Genomic DNA, 15,348 nt, shown 5'->3' with positions numbered 1-15,348 from the left:
CGAGAGACGCAGACTGTGGAGCGGAGCATCCGGTGACTGACTCGACCATCATCTACACGCACACTGACGAGGCCCCGGCCCTCGCGACGTATTCGTTCCTGCCTGTGATCCAGGCGTACGCGTCGACGGCGGGTGTGAATGTCGAGACCCGTGACATCTCCCTGGCCGGTCGGATCATCGCCAGCTTCCCGGAGCACCTCCAGGAGGACCAGCGGATCGACGACGCCCTCGCCGAGCTCGGTGAGCTGGCGAAGACCCCGGCCGCGAACATCATCAAGCTGCCCAACGTCTCGGCCTCGATCCCGCAGCTGAAGGCCGCGGTCGCCGAGCTCCAGGGCCAGGGCTACGCCCTCCCGGACTACCCGGACGACCCGAAGACCGACGAGGAGCGCGAGGTCCGCGCCCGCTACGACAAGATCAAGGGCAGCGCCGTCAACCCGGTCCTGCGCGAGGGCAACTCCGACCGCCGCGCCCCCGCCTCGGTCAAGAACTACGCCAAGGCGCACCCGCACCGCATGGGCGCCTGGACCCCCGAGTCGAAGACGAACGTCGCCACCATGGGCGAGAACGACTTCCGCTCCACCGAGAAGTCCGCCGTGATCGCCGAAGCGGGCACGCTGCGCATCGAGCACGTCGGAGCCGGCGGCGCCACCACGGTCCTGCGCGAGTCCGTACCGGTACTCGCCGGCGAGGTCGTCGACGCGTCCGTCCTGCACGTCGACGCGCTCCGCACCTTCCTGAACGAGCAGATCGAGCGGGCCAAGGCCGAGGACGTGCTGTTCTCCGTGCACCTCAAGGCCACGATGATGAAGGTCTCCGACCCGATCGTCTTCGGCCACGTGGTTCGCGCCTTCCTCCCGAAGACCTTCGCCCGCTACGGCGAGACCCTGGCCGCCGCGGGCCTGTCGCCCAACGACGGCCTCGGTGCCGTCCTGAACGGTCTGGGCGCGCTGCCCGAGGGCGACGCCGTCAAGGCGTCCATCGAGGCCGAGATCGCCGAGGGCCCGGCCCTGGCGATGGTCGACTCGGACAAGGGCATCACCAACCTCCACGTCCCCAGCGACGTCATCGTCGACGCCTCGATGCCGGCCATGATCCGCACCTCCGGCCACATGTGGGGCCCGGACGGCGCCGAGGCCGACACCCTCGCGGTCCTGCCGGACAGCAGCTACGCCGGTGTCTACCAGGTCGTCATCGACGACTGCCGCGCGCACGGCGCCTTCGACCCGTCCACCATGGGCTCGGTGCCGAACGTCGGCCTCATGGCCCAGAAGGCCGAGGAGTACGGCAGCCACGACAAGACCTTCGAGATCGCCGAGGCCGGCACCGTGCGCCTCGTCGACGCCGCGGGCAACACGGTCCTGGAGCAGGAGGTCGCCAAGGGCGACATCTTCCGCGCCTGCCAGACCAAGGACGCGCCGATCCAGGACTGGGTCAAGCTCGCCGTCACCCGCGCCCGCGCCACCGGTGTGCCGGCCGTGTTCTGGCTGGACGAGGGCCGTGCGCACGACGCGCAGCTGATCGCCAAGGTGAACACCTACCTGGCCGACCACGACACCGACGGCCTCACCATCAAGATCCTCTCCCCGGTCGAGGCCACGGCCTACTCCCTGGAGCGCATCCGCCGCGGCGAGGACACCATCTCGGTGACCGGCAACGTGCTGCGCGACTACCTGACCGACCTCTTCCCGATCCTGGAGCTGGGCACCAGCGCCAAGATGCTGTCGGTCGTCCCGCTGATGAACGGCGGCGGCCTCTTCGAGACGGGCGCCGGCGGCTCGGCCCCGAAGCACGTCCAGCAGCTGGTCAAGGAGAACTACCTGCGCTGGGACAGCCTCGGTGAGTTCCTCGCGCTGGCGGTCTCCTTCGAGCACCTCGCGACCACCACCGGCAACGCCCGCGCCCAGGTGCTGGCCGACACCCTGGACCGCGCGACCGGCACCTTCCTCAACGAGGACAAGTCGCCGAGCCGCAAGCTGGGCGGCATCGACAACCGCGGCAGCCACTTCTACCTCGCGCTGTACTGGGCGCAGGAGCTGGCCCGGCAGACCGAGGACGCCGAGCTGGCGGCGGGCTTCGCGGCGCTCGCCAAGACGCTGGGCGAGCAGGAGCAGACCATCGTCGCCGAGCTGATCGCGGTGCAGGGCTCCCCGGCGGAGATCGGTGGCTACTACCGCCCCGACGCCGCCAAGGCCACCGAGATCATGCGCCCGTCCGCGACGTTCAACCAGGCGCTGTCCCTCCTGGGCTGATCCTCGCGACCGCGTGGCGCGCCCTCCCGGCGCGCACCCGCCCCGGCCGGCCCCGTGCCCGGCCGGGGCGGACGCGTGTCCGGGGGCCGCTGGTCGACGACCGTGCCGTGCGCCGCCCGCGGCGCCCCCGCACCGGTGTACTCAGAGCCGGTGGACGCGCTCCTGGTCGAAGGCCAGCGGGGAGGGCCCGGCCGCGAGGATCCGTACGCCGGGGGCCACCGCGAGCAGGTTCCGCAGCCAGGCCAGGGCGTCCGGGCCGAGCTGGTCGGCGCAGTCCAGGACGAGCAGCGTGTCGCGTTCGGCCAGCCAGGAGGCGGCGCCCGCCGTCCCGCAGGGGAGGAAGGGCCGGCCCGGCCCGCAGCCGGGTTCCGCCGCCAGCTCGCGGACGCCGTGGACTCCCCGGGCCGGGTCCATGGCGACCACGGCCACCCCGTCGCAGAAGTTCGACGCGAGCCGCCGGGCGATCTCCCGCACCAGCATGCTGCGCGGTTCCCGGTAGCCGCCCGTGACGGTCAGCACCCGCCCCCGCCGGACGGCGGTGAGCAGCCGGGACAGCTCCGCGGATGTCGCCGGCAGCGTGCCGGACACGGATGGCGCGGATTCCCCCATCGGCACGATGCCCCCCATTGCATGCGTGTCCCAGCACGGCAAGAGGGTTGGTTCGAGCCGTGTGACGACGATTATGCGCCACTTCCGCCGGAAGACTAGGGGAATGTCGCATTCCGGCAAACCGGTCCGGCGCCCCGCCCGTCGGGGCGGCGCGGCCCGTACGGTTCCGCGCCGCCCCGGCGCCGCCGGCCGGGCGTCGACACCGCTCTGGACGTCCGCCGGACCCCGGCGCGGGGGTCCGTCGGGACACTCCGGCGCCCCCGGCGTAGTTCCCGTGGTCCCTGTGACGTACGTGTCCGCCTCCGCGCCCCGGGAACGGTTGTCCGGGAGCCGGTAATGGGCTCTACTGCTGTGCAGCCCCCACGCGGGGGGCATATGCGGGGGGGATCAGCATGAGAGCGGACCGGAGAGCACAGCGGCGGGCGGAGCGGGCGCCACGTCCGGCGTCGCACCGGCGCCGATCCGCCGCCCGGGGCCGTCGACCGCTGCTGCTCCTGGCGTCCGCGTTCCTGCTCGTCGGCCTCACCGTCGCCACCGGCATCGCCTGGAACCCCTTCACCGTGTCGGCCGCGCAAGGCGGTTCGGTACCACGCCCCGGCGCGCCGAAGCCCAGCGACCCCGCCCCCGGGCCCGCCTCCCCGGCTCCCGCGGAGAGTGCCGCGCAGCCGTCCCCGACCCCGACGCCCGGCAACGGGACGGCCGCCGGGGGGGATTCGCGCAGCCCCGTCGACACGGGAGCCGAACGCCCCACCGGCGCACTGCCCTTCGACATGCCCCAGCCGGCCGCCCTGCGCTCCGGCGCGGCCGGCAAGAAGCTGGTGTTCGCCCACTACTTCACCCCGTACCCGCTCTCCCTCGACAACGCGAGCGCGGACACGGACTACTACACGCGCAACTACCTGAAGCCGGACGGCGAGAGCGGAAAGCACGAGCGGTACGGCGGCCTGCTCCGCGACCGCCCCCTGCCCGTCCCGCCCAAGAGCGGCAACTGGGAGCTCGCCAACCTCCAGCAGGAGGTACGCACCGCGCGCGCGGCCGGCCTCGACGGCTTCACCCTCGACATGCTGTCCCTCGCCGGGAAGAACTGGGAGCGCTCCAACCTCCTGATGGAGGCGGCCCGTTCGGTGGACCCCGCCTTCAGGGTCATGCTGATGCCGGACATGACCTCGCTCAAGACCGACGACCCGGCCGTGCTCGCCGACGCGGTCGCCGCGCTCGGCACCTCGCCCGCCGCGCACCGGCTGCCCGACGGCCGGCTCGTGGTGTCCCCGTTCAAGGCCGAGGCGAAGAGCGTGTCCTGGTGGACCCGCTTCATCGCGGAGCTCAAGGACCGGCACGGCCTGCGAACCGCCTTCGTACCGCTGTTCCTGGACTTCGCGGGCAACAGCGCGGAGTTCGCCCCGATCAGCTACGGCTTCTCCGAGTGGGGCACCCGCAGCTACGTCGGCCAGGACAGCACCACCCGGGACGTCCAGCGGGCCCACGGCATGGGCAAGATCTGGATGCAGCCGGTGTCGATCCAGGACGCCCGCCCCAACCAGGGCATCTACGACGAGGCCGGCAACACCGCGACCCTGCGCGCCACCTGGACGCACGCCATCGAGGACGGCGCCGACTGGGTTCAGCTGACCACGTGGAACGACTACTCGGAGAGCACGCAGTTCGCGCCCTCCCTGCACAACGGCCACACCTACCTGGACCTGACCTCCTACTACCTGACCAGGTTCAAGACGGGCAGCTGGCCGAAGATCGTCCGGGACACCCTCTACCTCACCGCGCGCACCCAGTTCGCCGCCGCCGACCCGACCGGCGAGCAGTCGCTGGTCATGGCCCCGCGCAAGGGCAGCGCCGCACCCCGGGACACGGTGGAGGTGCTCAGCTTCCTGACCGGCCCCGCCACCGTCCGCACCGTCGTCGGCTCCGCCAAGGACACGCACGAGGCGCCGGCGGGCCTCCACTCCGAACTGCTGCCGCTGAAACCGGGCACCAGCTCGGCGGCGGTCGTACGGGACGGGAAGCCCGGCCCCGACGTGGCCCTGCCGTACGCCGCGAACCCGGGGGCGGAGGTCCAGGACCTCCAGTACTACGGGGCGACGAGCGGCCGCGGCCGGTAGGAGCGCCGCACCCGCCCGCTGGACGGAGGATGGGAGCGGCGGCGCCGGGCAAGAGGGCATCGTGGCAACGAACACGCTCCGCACACCCCGGAGCACCCCGCGACACCGCGCCGCCGAGCTGCTGAGACGGGCACGCTCCGCACTGCGCGGCACCGCCGTCCGCCTCTGGCACGACAACATCGCCGACTACGCGGCGGCCCTCACCTACTACGCGGTGCTGGCGCTCGTGCCCGCCCTGCTCGTCTCGGTCTCCCTGGTGGGCCTGGCCGGGGCCGGCACCCGCGAGCGCCTGATCCTCGACCTCACCTCCTACGCCCCTCCCCAGTCGGCCCCGGTACTCCGCGAGGCCCTGGACGGCCTCACCTCCGCGCCGTCCTCCCTGTGGGTGCTGCTCATCAGCGGCGTCCTGAGCGCGCTCTGGTCGGCCTCCAGCTACCTGGCGGTCTTCCGCCGCGCCCTGCACGCGATGCACCGGCTGCCCGATACGCGGCCGCCGCTGCGCGCGGCGCACGTCCTCGTCCTCACTGCGGGCGTACTGCTGGCGCTGCTCGTCGCGGGCGCCGCGAGCCTCGTCGCGACCGGCCCTCTGGCCCGCCGACTGGCCGAGGCCGCCGGCTACCCCGGCACGGACGCCATGGCGGTCCTGCGGTGGCCGGTGCTCCTGGTGATCGTCACGGCCCTGATCTGCATCCTGTACCGGACCGGCCCGGCGGGGGTCCGCGGGATGCGCCGGGGGTTTCCCGGCGGCGCCCTGGCGGCGCTCCTGTGGCTCGGCGCCTCGGCGCTCTTCACCCTCTACACGCAGTTCGGGACCTACAGCCGCCTGTACGGATCGCTGGCCGGGGTGGTCGTCTTCCTCGTGTGGCTGTGGTTCAGCAACCTGGCACTGCTCGCCGGCGCGCAGTACAACGCGGTGCTCGCCCGCGCCGGCGAATGATCGCGCGGCCCGCCGGCGGGCGCCGGGCGCCGCGCCCGCCCCCTCCGTCCGCGGCTACAGGTAGCGGCGGACGGGAAGTACCGCGGTCTCCCGGGCGCGCTGCAGCAGCGAGCGCCGCTTCCAGCGGTCCGGGCTGATCAGCTCACTGGCCTTCAGGTCCTCGTCGTAGTGCGCGTCGAGGGTGGCGGTGAACCCGGCGTCCATGACGGCGAGCATGACCTCCTCGTCGTGGTCGAGGGAGCGGCGGTTGAAGTTCGTGGACCCGATCAGGGAGACGACCCCGTCCATGGTCATGACCTTCGCGTGCATCATGGTCGGCTGGTACTCGTGGATGCGTACGCCGCAGGACGTCAGAGCCTCGTAGCGGTGCTGGCCCGCCAGCTGGCACACCCGCTTGTCCGTGTGCGGGCCGGGCAGCAGGATGTCGACCTCCACGCCGCGGGCGGCCGTGGCGCAGAGCAGCTCGATGAAGTAGGTGTCGGGGGCGAAGTAGGCGGTCGCCAGGCGTACCCGCTCCTCGGCCGATTCGAGGATCACCCGCATCAAAGTCTGCATGTCCTGCCAGCCGAAGCTGGCCGAACCCCGGACCACCTGCACGATGGCGCCCCCGCTGGGCTCGTGGCTGACGAACCGGTCGCGCTCGTCGAAGAGCTCCGCATGGCATTCGGCCCAGTTCTGGGCGAAGGCCGCGGCGATGCCGTCGACGGCGGGCCCCTGGACCTCGACGTGCGTGTCGCGCCACTCGCCGGGGTTGCGCGCGTCACCGCACCACTCCTCGGCGATGCCGACGCCGCCCGTGAAGGCCGTCTGCTCGTCGACCACCAGGACCTTGCGGTGGCAGCGGTGGTTCTGCTTGAGCGGCGAGAGGTAGAGCGGTTTGCGGAACCAGGCGATCTCGACACCGGCCCCGCTCATCCGGTCCAGCAGGTCCCGCTCTATCAGGCGGCTGCCGAAACCGTCCAGCAGCAGCCGCACCCGCACTCCCGCACGGGCCCGGTCGGCGAGTGCCTCGGCGAAACGCCGTGCGATGTCGCCCCGCCAGTAGACGAAGGTCATCATGTCGACGGTGTGCCGGGCGCCGCCGATCGCGTCCAGCATCGCGGTGAAGATCTCGTCCCCGTTGCGCAGGGGCCGCAGGGCGTTGCCCTCGGTCGCCGCGATGCCGATGAGCCGCTCCAGACGCCTGCGTATGCGGTGGATCCGCTCGTCCGCCGGGCCGCTGCCGGGGGTCGCAACCGCGGCGCCGCTGGGCGGCTGCTCTCTGTCAGGCATACCGGCACTCCTCGGTCGGTCGGGTCACGGGCGCTCAGGACCCTATCCGACGAAACCGGGGGTCCGGGTGCCGCCCTCGGCCGTCACGGCACCCCGGGCCACCTGCGGCGCGGCGCCCCGCCGCCGGACGGCCGGACAGCCGGGCGGCCGGACCGCGGTGGACCCCCGTCCCTCCGCGAACCGGCCGCCCGGTGCTCCCGGCGGCGCCGGGACACCCCTCAGGGGAGGGTTTTGGCGTACGACGTGTCCTGCTGCGAGTCGTAGACCAGCGCGCCTCCCGCGTCGAACCCCTTGATCCGGGGGGCGGTGGTGACCCGCTGTTCGAGGATGCCCGTGGCGGCGAACCAGCCGTGGTCGAGTGCGGCTTCGACGGTGGTGCCCCCGTAGGTGACCGTCACCTTCGCCACCCGCGCGTCGACCGTGCCGATGCTGCCCCACCGGTACGGGAGCCTCCAGGCGCCCTCGGAGGCGAGGCGCTGGAGGTAGAGGCTGCCCCCGTTCACATCGGGGATGACGGCCCCGCTGTCCGGCTCGCGGTCCGAGCCGACGGACGTCTTGATACCGGAGGCCGCGCCGTCCTTGATGGCGCAGATGAGCCGCGTCCGCGTCGGCTGGTCCCTGACCGCCACGACGGACTGGCCGTCCCCCGGGCTGTTGTCGTTGCCCGTGCTGCGCTGCGCCAGCAGGATCCGGTAGTCCGAGGCCGTGCCGAGGTCCGCCGTGCCGCCCGCGAGGTTCGTCCGGCGCAGGTCCAGGCACGCCTGCAGCCACCCGGTGGCCTGCTGGAGGGTGATCCCGTCCGCCAGCTGGCCGGCCGTCGCCGGAGGAGTGGGTCCGGCCGGCGCGGCGGCGGGCGGGGCGGGCGACGGGTTCCCGGGGCCCGGGTTCGCGACGGACGTCGACTCCGCCGGTCCGCCGTTGCCGGAGAACGCAACCGCCGCGGCCGGTACGACGGCCAGCACCACCAGGGCCGCCCCGACGGCCGCCAGCCTGCGCCGCCGCTCCATGCGCCGGCCCTGCCGGACGATCGCCGGGTACGGCAGGGCCGCGGGGCGCAGCGCTCCGGCGCCCTCGGCCAGCCGCTCGCGCAGGGTCAGCTCGAAGGCCCCCAGGTCCGCGGAGTCCCCGGGTCCGGGGGCCGGTCCGGGGGCGGCCCCGAGGCCGCCGCCCCGGCCGCCGCCCCGGCCGCCGCCCCGGCCGCGGGCGTGGCCGCGCGCGGCCTCGTACCGCTCGTGCTCGCGCTCGTACTCGTCTCGCCCCGTCATCGGGCCGCTCCCTGCTTCATCGTCCTCGTACGGCCGGGCCCGTCCACCACCTGCTCCAGCCCGGGATGTGCCCGCAGCTTGGCCAGCGCCTTCGAGGCCTGGCTCTTGACCGTGCCGGGGGCGCAGCCCATGACATCGGCGACCTCGGCCTCGGAGAGGTCCTCCCAGTACCGCATCACGACCACGGCCCGCTGCCGCGCCGGCAGTTCGGCCAGCGCGCTCATCAGCGCGTTCCGCTCGTCGGCCCAGATCGCGCCGGGGTCGCGCACACCGGTGTCCGGCGGCTCGGCCGTCAGCCGCTCGGCGACCCGGCGCTTGCGGAACCGGTCGCTGTTGCAGGTGACCAGCATCCGGCGGACGTACGCCTCCGGGTTGTCGCTGCGCCACACGCGCCGCCACGAGCGGTACGCCTTGGCCAACGCGGTCTGCGTCAGGTCCTCCGCGTCATGCGGATCACCGGTCAGCAGATACGCGGTACGCACCAGCTGGGCCCATCGCGCGGTCACGAAGGACTGGAACTGGAGCTCTTGCTCGGCTTGCATCGAACACCTCCTCGCCCCCTAGACCACCAGGTGGACGAAATCGGTTGCCCGGCCCGCGAGATGAGCGCGTTCCGGCCGGATCCGCGGCCGCGCCGGACCCCGCCGGGTACCGGTGCCGGCGGGGGCGGGAGATGATCCCCACGACAGCCGCGCCGCATCCACGGAGGTCCCATGACCGAGCCGAAGCCCACGGCGGAGCACTCCACCGCCTTCCCCGACGGGTTCCCCGGCGGGCGGGCCCTGTTCCGCCTCGACCCCGCCGTCGCCCACCTGAACCACGGCTCCTTCGGGGCGGTCCCCGTCCCCGTCCAGGAGGTCCAGGCGGAGCTGCGGGCGCAGGCGCACGCGGATCCCGACGCCTTCTTCCTCGCCGTCCCCGACCGGCTGGCACAGGCCCGGACCCGGATCGCCGCGCATCTGGGCGCCGACCCGGAGGGCATCGCCTTCGTCTCCAACGCCACCGAGGGCGCCAACCTCGCCCTCCACGCCGTCACCCTCGCCGACGGCGACGAGATCCTGGTGACCGACCACGGCTACGGCACCGTCACCGCGGCGGCCGCCCGCCGCGCCACCGTCACCACCGTCGCGCTGGACCCCCTGCTGCCCGACGAGGACGCCGTACGGGAGACCGTGCTGGCCGCGCTGACCCCCCGTACCAAGGTCGCCGTGCTGGACCACATCAGCTCGCCCACCGCCCGCCTCGTCGCGAGTCCCCGACTCCTCGCCGACCTCGCCGCCCGGGGCGTCACCACCGTCGTCGACGGCGCGCACGCCCCCGGCATGCTGGCCGACCCGCTCGCCGGCGGCGCCGACTTCTGGTTCGGGAACCTCCACAAATGGGGCTACGCACCTCCCGGCAGCGGCATCCTCGCCGTCGCCCCGCAGCACCGCCACCGGGTCCGGGCCCTCGTACCGTCCTGGGAGGACGAACGGGGATTCCCCCACTCCCTGGAGTACCGCGCCACCGTCGACTACACCGGCTGGCTGGCCGCCCCCGAGGGCCTGGACCTCCTGCACCGGCTCGACGCGGCGAAGGTGCGGACCCACAACGCCGCCCTCGCCGCCCACGGCGCGTCCCTGCTCGCCGAGATCCCCGGGCTCACCCCGCTGCCGTACACCGAGGGACTCGCCATGCGCGCCCTGCGGCTGCCGCCGGGCACGGCCGAGACCCGGCAGGAGGCCGTCGACCTGCGCGAGGAACTGGCGGCGCGGCTGCGGACGCGGGTGCTGATCTGGCCCCGGGCGGGCGGCGGTGGCATCCGGCTCTGCGGGCAGATCTACAACCGGCCGGGGGAGTACGAGCGCTTCGCGGCCGCTCTCCCCGCATTCCTCGGGTGACGGGCGGTACCTGCCGTCCCGGCCGTCCCCGGCGGTGTCTCGCGTCCCGTCCCGGCCGTCCCGGCCGTTCCGTCAGCCGCGCCTGAGCAGGTACGTGTCCATGATCCAGCCCTTGCGCGCCCGGGCCTCGGTCCGCAGCTCCTCGATCCGCCCCGCCACGTCCGCCAGCCTGCCCGAGACCAGGATCTCGTCCGGGGTGCCGACGTAGGCGCCCCAGTAGATGTGGAGGTCCTGGTCCAGGTGGGCGGTGAAGGCGTGCCGGGCGTCGAGCATCACCACCACGTCGTCGACGTCCTGCGGCCAGCCCTCCGCCAGCCGCCGCCCGGTGGTGATCTGGACGGGGCGTCCGACCCGGTTCAGTTGGGTCCGGTGCCGTGCGAGCAGGGCCGACACGCTGCTGATTCCGGGGACGACCTCGTGCTCGAAGGCCACCCGGCCCCGCTCCAGCACCTCGTCGAGGATCGCGAGCGTGGAGTCGTACAGGGACGGGTCGCCCCACACCAGGAACGCCCCGGTCTCGCCCTCGGCCAGGTCCTGCTCGACGAACCGCTCGAAGATCTCGGCCCGCGCGCTGCGCCAGCCGTCCACCGTCGGGGCGTAGTCCGCCGGGCTCCGGTCCCGGTCCGGGTCCCGGCCCTCCACCAGCCGGTGTCCGGGCCGGGCGTGCGCGTCGAGCATCGCGCGCCGCAGCCCGGTCAGATCCGACTTCTCCTCGCCCTTCTCCAGGATGAGGAACGCGTCCGCCGCACCGATGGCCCTGACCGCCTGGAGGGTCAGGTGGTCAGGGTCGCCCGCGCCGATACCGATCACTGAGAACTTCTTCACCCGGCTATTCTGCCCGGCTCCCGCGCGGCCCTGACCGGCACCCGTACCGTCCCGCCCGCGAGCGGTCCGCCGTTGCGGAAGACTGACCCCATGTCCGCACACATCGCCCTCACCGCCCTGCTGGTCACCGACTACGACGAGGCCGTCGACTTCTACACCCGGGCCCTCGGTTTCGACCTCGTCGAGGACACCGCGCGCCCGGACGGCTCACGCTGGGTCGTGGTCCGCCCGCCGGGCGCCCGGGAGTCCGCGCTGCTGCTCGCGCGCGCCAAGGACGACGCCCAGCGCTCCCGGGTCGGCGACCAGACCGGCGGTCGCGTCGGGTTCTTCCTGTACACCGACGACTTCGCGCGCGACCACACCCGGATGACGGCGCAGGGCGTCCGCTTCCTGGAGGAGCCGCGCCACGAGCCCTACGGCTCGGTCGCCGTCTTCGAAGACCTGTACGGCAACCGCTGGGACCTCCTCCAGCCGGCCGGATAGCTCCGCCCGCTCCACCGCCCCGGCCGCCGAGGCCCGGCCCCGGCCCGTGGCCCCGGCCCGTGGCCGCGGGCGCTGGCACGGCTCAGGCCTCCAGCTCCAGCTTCGGTGCCTCCCGCGCCGCGTCCACGGCCGGGCCGCCGGCCTCCACCCGCCCGGCGAGCTCCCGGGCCCACCGGACCAGGCCCGGTACGTCGACCCCGTACGCGCCCCCGGCCACGTCCTCGACACCGGCGGCCCCGCGCCGCAGCAGCCGGGCCCCGCCGACCGCGTTCCCGCGTGCGGCGTGGGTCAGCCCGACGGCGAGCTGGGCCAGACCCCGCCACAGCGGGGCCGCCTCCTCGGGACCCGACTTCCAGGCGTCCTCGAAGACCTCGTGCGCGTGAAAGGGCATGCCGGCGTCCAGCAGCCGCTGCGCCTCCCGCAGGGTCTCGCGCGGCGAGCGCACCACCCCCTCGGCCTGCCGCTCCACTCCGCTCGCCCCGTAGGGCAGCGGCCGACCCAGCCCGTCCCTGGGCCGCGCACTGCGCGCACGCCCCGTACCGTCCCTGTCCCGTCCGTTCACCCCCGCATCCTCCCCCGGGGCGGTTACCCGTGCGTGCACACCCCTCGGCGTGGGGTAATGTTCTGCATGTGCCGCCGCGACGGGGGAAACCCCAGGTCGAAGGCACATCGGGACGTGGCGCAGCTTGGTAGCGCACTTGACTGGGGGTCAAGGGGTCGCAGGTTCAAATCCTGTCGTCCCGACGAGAGGTTCGCCTCGTAGTCGCGAATCGAGGGGCCGTTCCAGAGAAATCTGGAACGGCCCCTCCTTCGTTTCCGGGGGCCGGGCGGGTTCAACGGCGATCGGCCGGGTAGGCGACGGCCGTCTTGATCGATCCGCCGGCGAAAGGCAATACCCGTGCTGATGGCTCATCCGGCCGTACTCCCCGGTCTCGTCGACCGCTACTGGGCGCTGTCCGTCATCGACGCCGGGGCGGAGGCCTCGCCCGTGCGCAAGGAGATGGAGGACGTCGAGCGGGCCCTGTGCGTCGCCACCGGGACGGCCGACGTGCACGCCGCCCTGATCGCCGCCCGCCACCACCTGCCCGGTGCGGGGGTTCTGGACGACTCCGTGCTCGCCGCCGGCTGAGGGCGAGGAGGGGGGTTTGCGGCGGACGGTCCGTGGCAGACGGGGTGAACACCGCCGCTCCGCGGCGGAGTTGCCCATCGATCGCCCCTGAAGGGACCCCTGCCATGCCCGACGCGTACCCCTCCTCCGACCACACCGGCGCCGGCGCCCATCCCGCTCCCGCCGCTCCGGCCCCCGCACCGGCCACGGGGCGCAACGGCCTCGCCGTGGCCGCGCTGATCACCGGCGTCGCGTCGCTCCTGCTGCTGTGGCTGTGGTTCGTGGGTATCCCGCTGGCCCTGGTGGCCATCGGCCTGGGCATCGCCGCCCTGCGCAGAGCCCGCGGCGGCGCCGGCGGCCGCGGTATGGCCATCGCGGGCCTCACCCTCGGCGCCGTGACCGTGGTCCTCGCGGGGATCCTCGTCGCCGTCGGCGTGTCCATCCTCAACTCCGACGAGGGCAAGGACCTGCGGTCCTGCCTGAACAGCGCCCAGACGCAGCAGGAGCAGCAGGACTGCTCGAACCGCTTCAACGACGACACCGACAACTGACGCGGGACCTGCCCCGTCCCAGCCCCGGGACCCCGGAGCAGGCCCCTCCCGCCCCCGCACCACCGCCCGGCGCAGCCGCCGCCCGCCGGCGGTGGGGCGGGGGAAAACGCGTGGACCCGGCGGGCGTCCCTGCGGGACACTCCCCTTCCTGACCTGATGGCCCGACAACCCAGGGTTGGGATGGGAATGTCTGCATCACCTCGTGAAGGGGCGCCGGGCAAGGGCGCGGTACTGCTCGCGCTTCGCTACTACGGCCGGGAGCTGGCACGGCTCCGATGGCTCACGTTACCCGCCATGCTGCTCCCGGCCCTGGGCAACATCGGCATCCACTACATCGCGCCGCTGGTCGTCGCGAAGCTCATCGGCCGTATCGCGGGCGACGGCGACTCCGGCGCCGACTCCGGCGCCGGCATCGGGGCACTGCTCCCCTACGTGCTCGGCTTCGCCGCGGTCCTGCTCCTCGCGGAGACGCTGTGGCGCGTCGGACTGCACTGCCTGAACCGCCTCGACGCCCGCGGTATCGAGCACATGTACGTGATCGGCATGGACGAGCTCTTCGCCAAGGACGCCGCGTTCTTCCACGACAACTTCGCCGGGTCCCTGACCAAGCGGGTCCTGAGCTTCGCCTCCCGTTTCGAGGAGTTCGTCGACACCCTGACGTTCTCGGTGGTGGGCAGTTTCGTGCCGCTGGCCTTCGGGTCGGTGGTGCTGTGGCAGTACGAACCCCTGCTCGTCGTCTGCCTCCTGACGATGATCACCGTGACGGCGCTGGGCGTGACGCCCCTGATCCGCCGCCGCCAGGCACTCGTCCACGAGCGCGAGACGGCGATCGCGCGGGTCTCGGGTCATGTCGCCGACAGCCTGATGAACATGGACACCGTCCGGGCGTTCGCGGCCGAACGGCGGGAGGCCGCCGAGCACCGGTCCCGGGTCGCCGAGTCGCGGCGGCTCACGCTGCGCTCGTGGGACTACGGCAACCTGCGCATCGACACGCTGGTCGCCCCGATGTCCGTACTGACCAACGCGCTGGGCCTGCTGCTCGCCGTCACGCTGGCCGGGAGCGGGCACGGGGTGGAGACCGTCGTCGTCGCCTTCACCTACTACACCAACGCGACCCGGATCATGTTCGAGTTCAACCAGATCTACCGCCGGCTGGAGAGCTCCATGATGGAGGCCGCGCAGTTCACCGAACTGCTGCTGACGCCGTCGACGGTGCTCGACCCGGTACGCCCCGAACCCCTGCTGGGCCAGGACGCCGACGTGCGCTTCGAGCGGGTGACCTTCGCCCACGGGGGCGGGCGGCCGCTCTTCGACTCCCTGGACCTGGCCGTGCCCCACGGGTCGAGGGTCGGCCTCGTCGGCCGGTCCGGCGGCGGCAAGACCACGCTCACCCGGCTGCTGCTGCGCATGACGGACATCGACGCGGGGCGGATCCTGATCGGCGGGCAGGACATCAGCAAGCTGCGCCAGGCCGACCTGCGCGCTCTGATCGCCTATGTGCCGCAGGACCCGGCGATGTTCCACCGCACGCTCCGCGAGAACATCGCCTTCGCCCGCCCGCAGGCCACCGACGCGGAAATCCGCCGCGCGGCCGAGGCGGCACATGTCACGGAGTTCGCGGACGCGCTCCCGGACGGCTTCGACACCATGGTGGGCGAGCGCGGGGTGAAGCTGTCCGGCGGGCAGCGCCAGCGCGTCGCCCTCGCTCGGGCCATCCTGCGCGACGCGCCGGTCCTGCTGCTCGACGAGGCGACCAGCGCCCTGGACTCCGAGAGCGAGATCCTCGTCCAGGACGCCCTGTGGCGGCTCATGGAGGGACGGACCGCGCTCGTGGTGGCGCACCGGCTGAGCACGGTGGCCACCATGGACCGGCTCGTAGTCCTCGACCGCGGCCGCATCGTGGAGCAGGGAACGCACCAGGAGCTGCTCACCGCCGAGGGCGCCTACGCGAAACTGTGGCAGCACCAGTCGGGCGGGTTCCTCGACGGCACCTCCGCGCGATCGGACCTGATGTGAGTCGCCGGTGGCAGGGGTCGCTTTTCGGTCAACGGG

At 73.2% G+C, this 15,348-nt stretch carries 14 protein-coding genes and 1 tRNA gene; 9 read left to right on the top strand and 6 right to left on the bottom strand.

Annotation, left to right across the window (positions count from 1 at the left end; translation table 11 throughout):
• The first annotated feature begins 32 nt into the window (after nucleotides 1-32).
• Nucleotides 33-2,252 (top strand): NADP-dependent isocitrate dehydrogenase, encoded by a 2,220-nt coding sequence (locus ACFWUQ_RS11520; RefSeq protein WP_384536124.1) that lies wholly within the window; start codon nucleotides 33-35, stop codon nucleotides 2,250-2,252.
• Nucleotides 2,253-2,393: 141 nt separating this feature from the next.
• Here the strand turns inward: ACFWUQ_RS11520 and ACFWUQ_RS11515 are convergent, their stop codons facing one another.
• Complete coding sequence (locus ACFWUQ_RS11515) at nucleotides 2,394-2,840, bottom strand: hypothetical protein (RefSeq protein WP_384536121.1); 447 nt, start codon at nucleotides 2,838-2,840, stop codon at nucleotides 2,394-2,396.
• 413 nt (nucleotides 2,841-3,253) lie between these two features.
• Between ACFWUQ_RS11515 and ACFWUQ_RS11510 the strand changes: the two genes are divergently transcribed.
• Both ACFWUQ_RS11510 and ACFWUQ_RS11505 read left to right on the top strand, forming a co-directional pair.
• The gene (locus tag ACFWUQ_RS11510) at nucleotides 3,254-4,975 is read left to right on the top strand and encodes a glycoside hydrolase family 71 protein (protein ID WP_384536118.1); all 1,722 of its coding nucleotides are present in this window, start codon (nucleotides 3,254-3,256) and stop codon (nucleotides 4,973-4,975) included.
• A gap of 61 nt (nucleotides 4,976-5,036) precedes the next feature.
• Nucleotides 5,037-5,912 (top strand): YihY/virulence factor BrkB family protein, encoded by an 876-nt coding sequence (locus ACFWUQ_RS11505; RefSeq protein ID WP_384536116.1) that lies wholly within the window; start codon nucleotides 5,037-5,039, stop codon nucleotides 5,910-5,912.
• A gap of 54 nt (nucleotides 5,913-5,966) precedes the next feature.
• On the opposite strand, the gene ACFWUQ_RS11500 is transcribed toward ACFWUQ_RS11505, so the two are convergent.
• The 3 genes from ACFWUQ_RS11500 to ACFWUQ_RS11490 all read right to left on the bottom strand — a co-directional run bounded on the left by ACFWUQ_RS11500 (nucleotide 5,967) and on the right by ACFWUQ_RS11490 (nucleotide 8,991).
• Entirely contained in the window at nucleotides 5,967-7,184 is a 1,218-nt protein-coding gene (locus tag ACFWUQ_RS11500) for a phosphatidylserine/phosphatidylglycerophosphate/cardiolipin synthase family protein (RefSeq protein WP_384536114.1), read from the bottom strand.
• 218 nt (nucleotides 7,185-7,402) lie between these two features.
• The gene (locus ACFWUQ_RS11495; protein ID WP_384536111.1) at nucleotides 7,403-8,449 is read right to left on the bottom strand and encodes a hypothetical protein; all 1,047 of its coding nucleotides are present in this window, start codon (nucleotides 8,447-8,449) and stop codon (nucleotides 7,403-7,405) included.
• The gene (locus ACFWUQ_RS11490; RefSeq protein WP_384536109.1) at nucleotides 8,446-8,991 is read right to left on the bottom strand and encodes a SigE family RNA polymerase sigma factor; all 546 of its coding nucleotides are present in this window, start codon (nucleotides 8,989-8,991) and stop codon (nucleotides 8,446-8,448) included. The genes ACFWUQ_RS11495 and ACFWUQ_RS11490 overlap by 4 nt, the downstream gene beginning before the upstream one ends.
• 171 nt (nucleotides 8,992-9,162) lie before the next feature.
• Here ACFWUQ_RS11490 and ACFWUQ_RS11485 point away from each other — a divergent pair, with 171 nt between their 5' ends.
• Complete coding sequence (locus ACFWUQ_RS11485; RefSeq protein WP_384536107.1) at nucleotides 9,163-10,329, top strand: aminotransferase class V-fold PLP-dependent enzyme; 1,167 nt, start codon at nucleotides 9,163-9,165, stop codon at nucleotides 10,327-10,329.
• Nucleotides 10,330-10,401: 72 nt separating this feature from the next.
• Here the strand turns inward: ACFWUQ_RS11485 and cobF are convergent, their stop codons facing one another.
• Complete coding sequence (gene cobF, locus ACFWUQ_RS11480; protein ID WP_384536105.1) at nucleotides 10,402-11,154, bottom strand: precorrin-6A synthase (deacetylating); 753 nt, start codon at nucleotides 11,152-11,154, stop codon at nucleotides 10,402-10,404.
• A 90-nt stretch (nucleotides 11,155-11,244) separates the two neighbouring features.
• On the opposite strand from cobF, the gene ACFWUQ_RS11475 reads away from it, so the two are divergent.
• Entirely contained in the window at nucleotides 11,245-11,637 is a 393-nt protein-coding gene (locus tag ACFWUQ_RS11475) for a VOC family protein (protein ID WP_384536102.1), read from the top strand.
• 82 nt (nucleotides 11,638-11,719) lie between these two features.
• On the opposite strand, the gene ACFWUQ_RS11470 is transcribed toward ACFWUQ_RS11475, so the two are convergent.
• Nucleotides 11,720-12,199 carry a DUF309 domain-containing protein gene (locus ACFWUQ_RS11470; RefSeq protein ID WP_384536099.1) on the bottom strand — a complete coding sequence of 160 codons (480 nt, stop codon included), beginning with the start codon at nucleotides 12,197-12,199 and terminating at the stop codon, nucleotides 11,720-11,722.
• 108 nt (nucleotides 12,200-12,307) lie between these two features.
• Here ACFWUQ_RS11470 and ACFWUQ_RS11465 point away from each other — a divergent pair.
• From ACFWUQ_RS11465 to ACFWUQ_RS11450, 4 genes are all read left to right on the top strand, one after another.
• Nucleotides 12,308-12,381 (top strand) — tRNA-Pro (locus tag ACFWUQ_RS11465).
• A gap of 154 nt (nucleotides 12,382-12,535) precedes the next feature.
• On the top strand, nucleotides 12,536-12,766 hold the full coding sequence (locus ACFWUQ_RS11460) for a DUF5133 domain-containing protein (protein ID WP_384536097.1): 231 nt from the start codon (nucleotides 12,536-12,538) through the stop codon (nucleotides 12,764-12,766).
• Nucleotides 12,767-12,870: 104 nt separating this feature from the next.
• Complete coding sequence (locus ACFWUQ_RS11455) at nucleotides 12,871-13,296, top strand: DUF4190 domain-containing protein (protein ID WP_384536094.1); 426 nt, start codon at nucleotides 12,871-12,873, stop codon at nucleotides 13,294-13,296.
• Nucleotides 13,297-13,482: 186 nt separating this feature from the next.
• The gene (locus tag ACFWUQ_RS11450) at nucleotides 13,483-15,312 is read left to right on the top strand and encodes an ABC transporter ATP-binding protein (protein WP_384536092.1); all 1,830 of its coding nucleotides are present in this window, start codon (nucleotides 13,483-13,485) and stop codon (nucleotides 15,310-15,312) included.
• The last annotated feature ends 36 nt before the right edge of the window (nucleotides 15,313-15,348 follow it).

Origin of the sequence: Streptomyces sp. NPDC058662, assembly GCF_042716255.1 — a bacterium.
Taxonomy (GTDB): domain Bacteria; phylum Actinomycetota; class Actinomycetes; order Streptomycetales; family Streptomycetaceae; genus Streptomyces.
This window is presented reverse-complemented; position numbering and strand designations above follow the sequence as displayed.

Bases quoted from the DNA above. Each gene is read 5' to 3' on its own strand.
- ACFWUQ_RS11510 (WP_384536118.1), top strand. From the start codon at position 3,254: ATGAGAGCGGACCGGAGAGCACAGCGGCGGGCGGAGCGGGCGCCACGT.
- ACFWUQ_RS11500 (WP_384536114.1), bottom strand. From the start codon at position 7,184: ATGCCTGACAGAGAGCAGCCGCCCAGCGGCGCCGCGGTTGCGACCCCC.
- ACFWUQ_RS11495 (WP_384536111.1), bottom strand. From the start codon at position 8,449: ATGACGGGGCGAGACGAGTACGAGCGCGAGCACGAGCGGTACGAGGCC.
- ACFWUQ_RS11490 (WP_384536109.1), bottom strand. From the start codon at position 8,991: ATGCAAGCCGAGCAAGAGCTCCAGTTCCAGTCCTTCGTGACCGCGCGA.
- ACFWUQ_RS11485 (WP_384536107.1), top strand. From the start codon at position 9,163: ATGACCGAGCCGAAGCCCACGGCGGAGCACTCCACCGCCTTCCCCGAC.
- ACFWUQ_RS11475 (WP_384536102.1), top strand. From the start codon at position 11,245: ATGTCCGCACACATCGCCCTCACCGCCCTGCTGGTCACCGACTACGAC.
- ACFWUQ_RS11455 (WP_384536094.1), top strand. From the start codon at position 12,871: ATGCCCGACGCGTACCCCTCCTCCGACCACACCGGCGCCGGCGCCCAT.
- ACFWUQ_RS11450 (WP_384536092.1), top strand. From the start codon at position 13,483: ATGTCTGCATCACCTCGTGAAGGGGCGCCGGGCAAGGGCGCGGTACTG.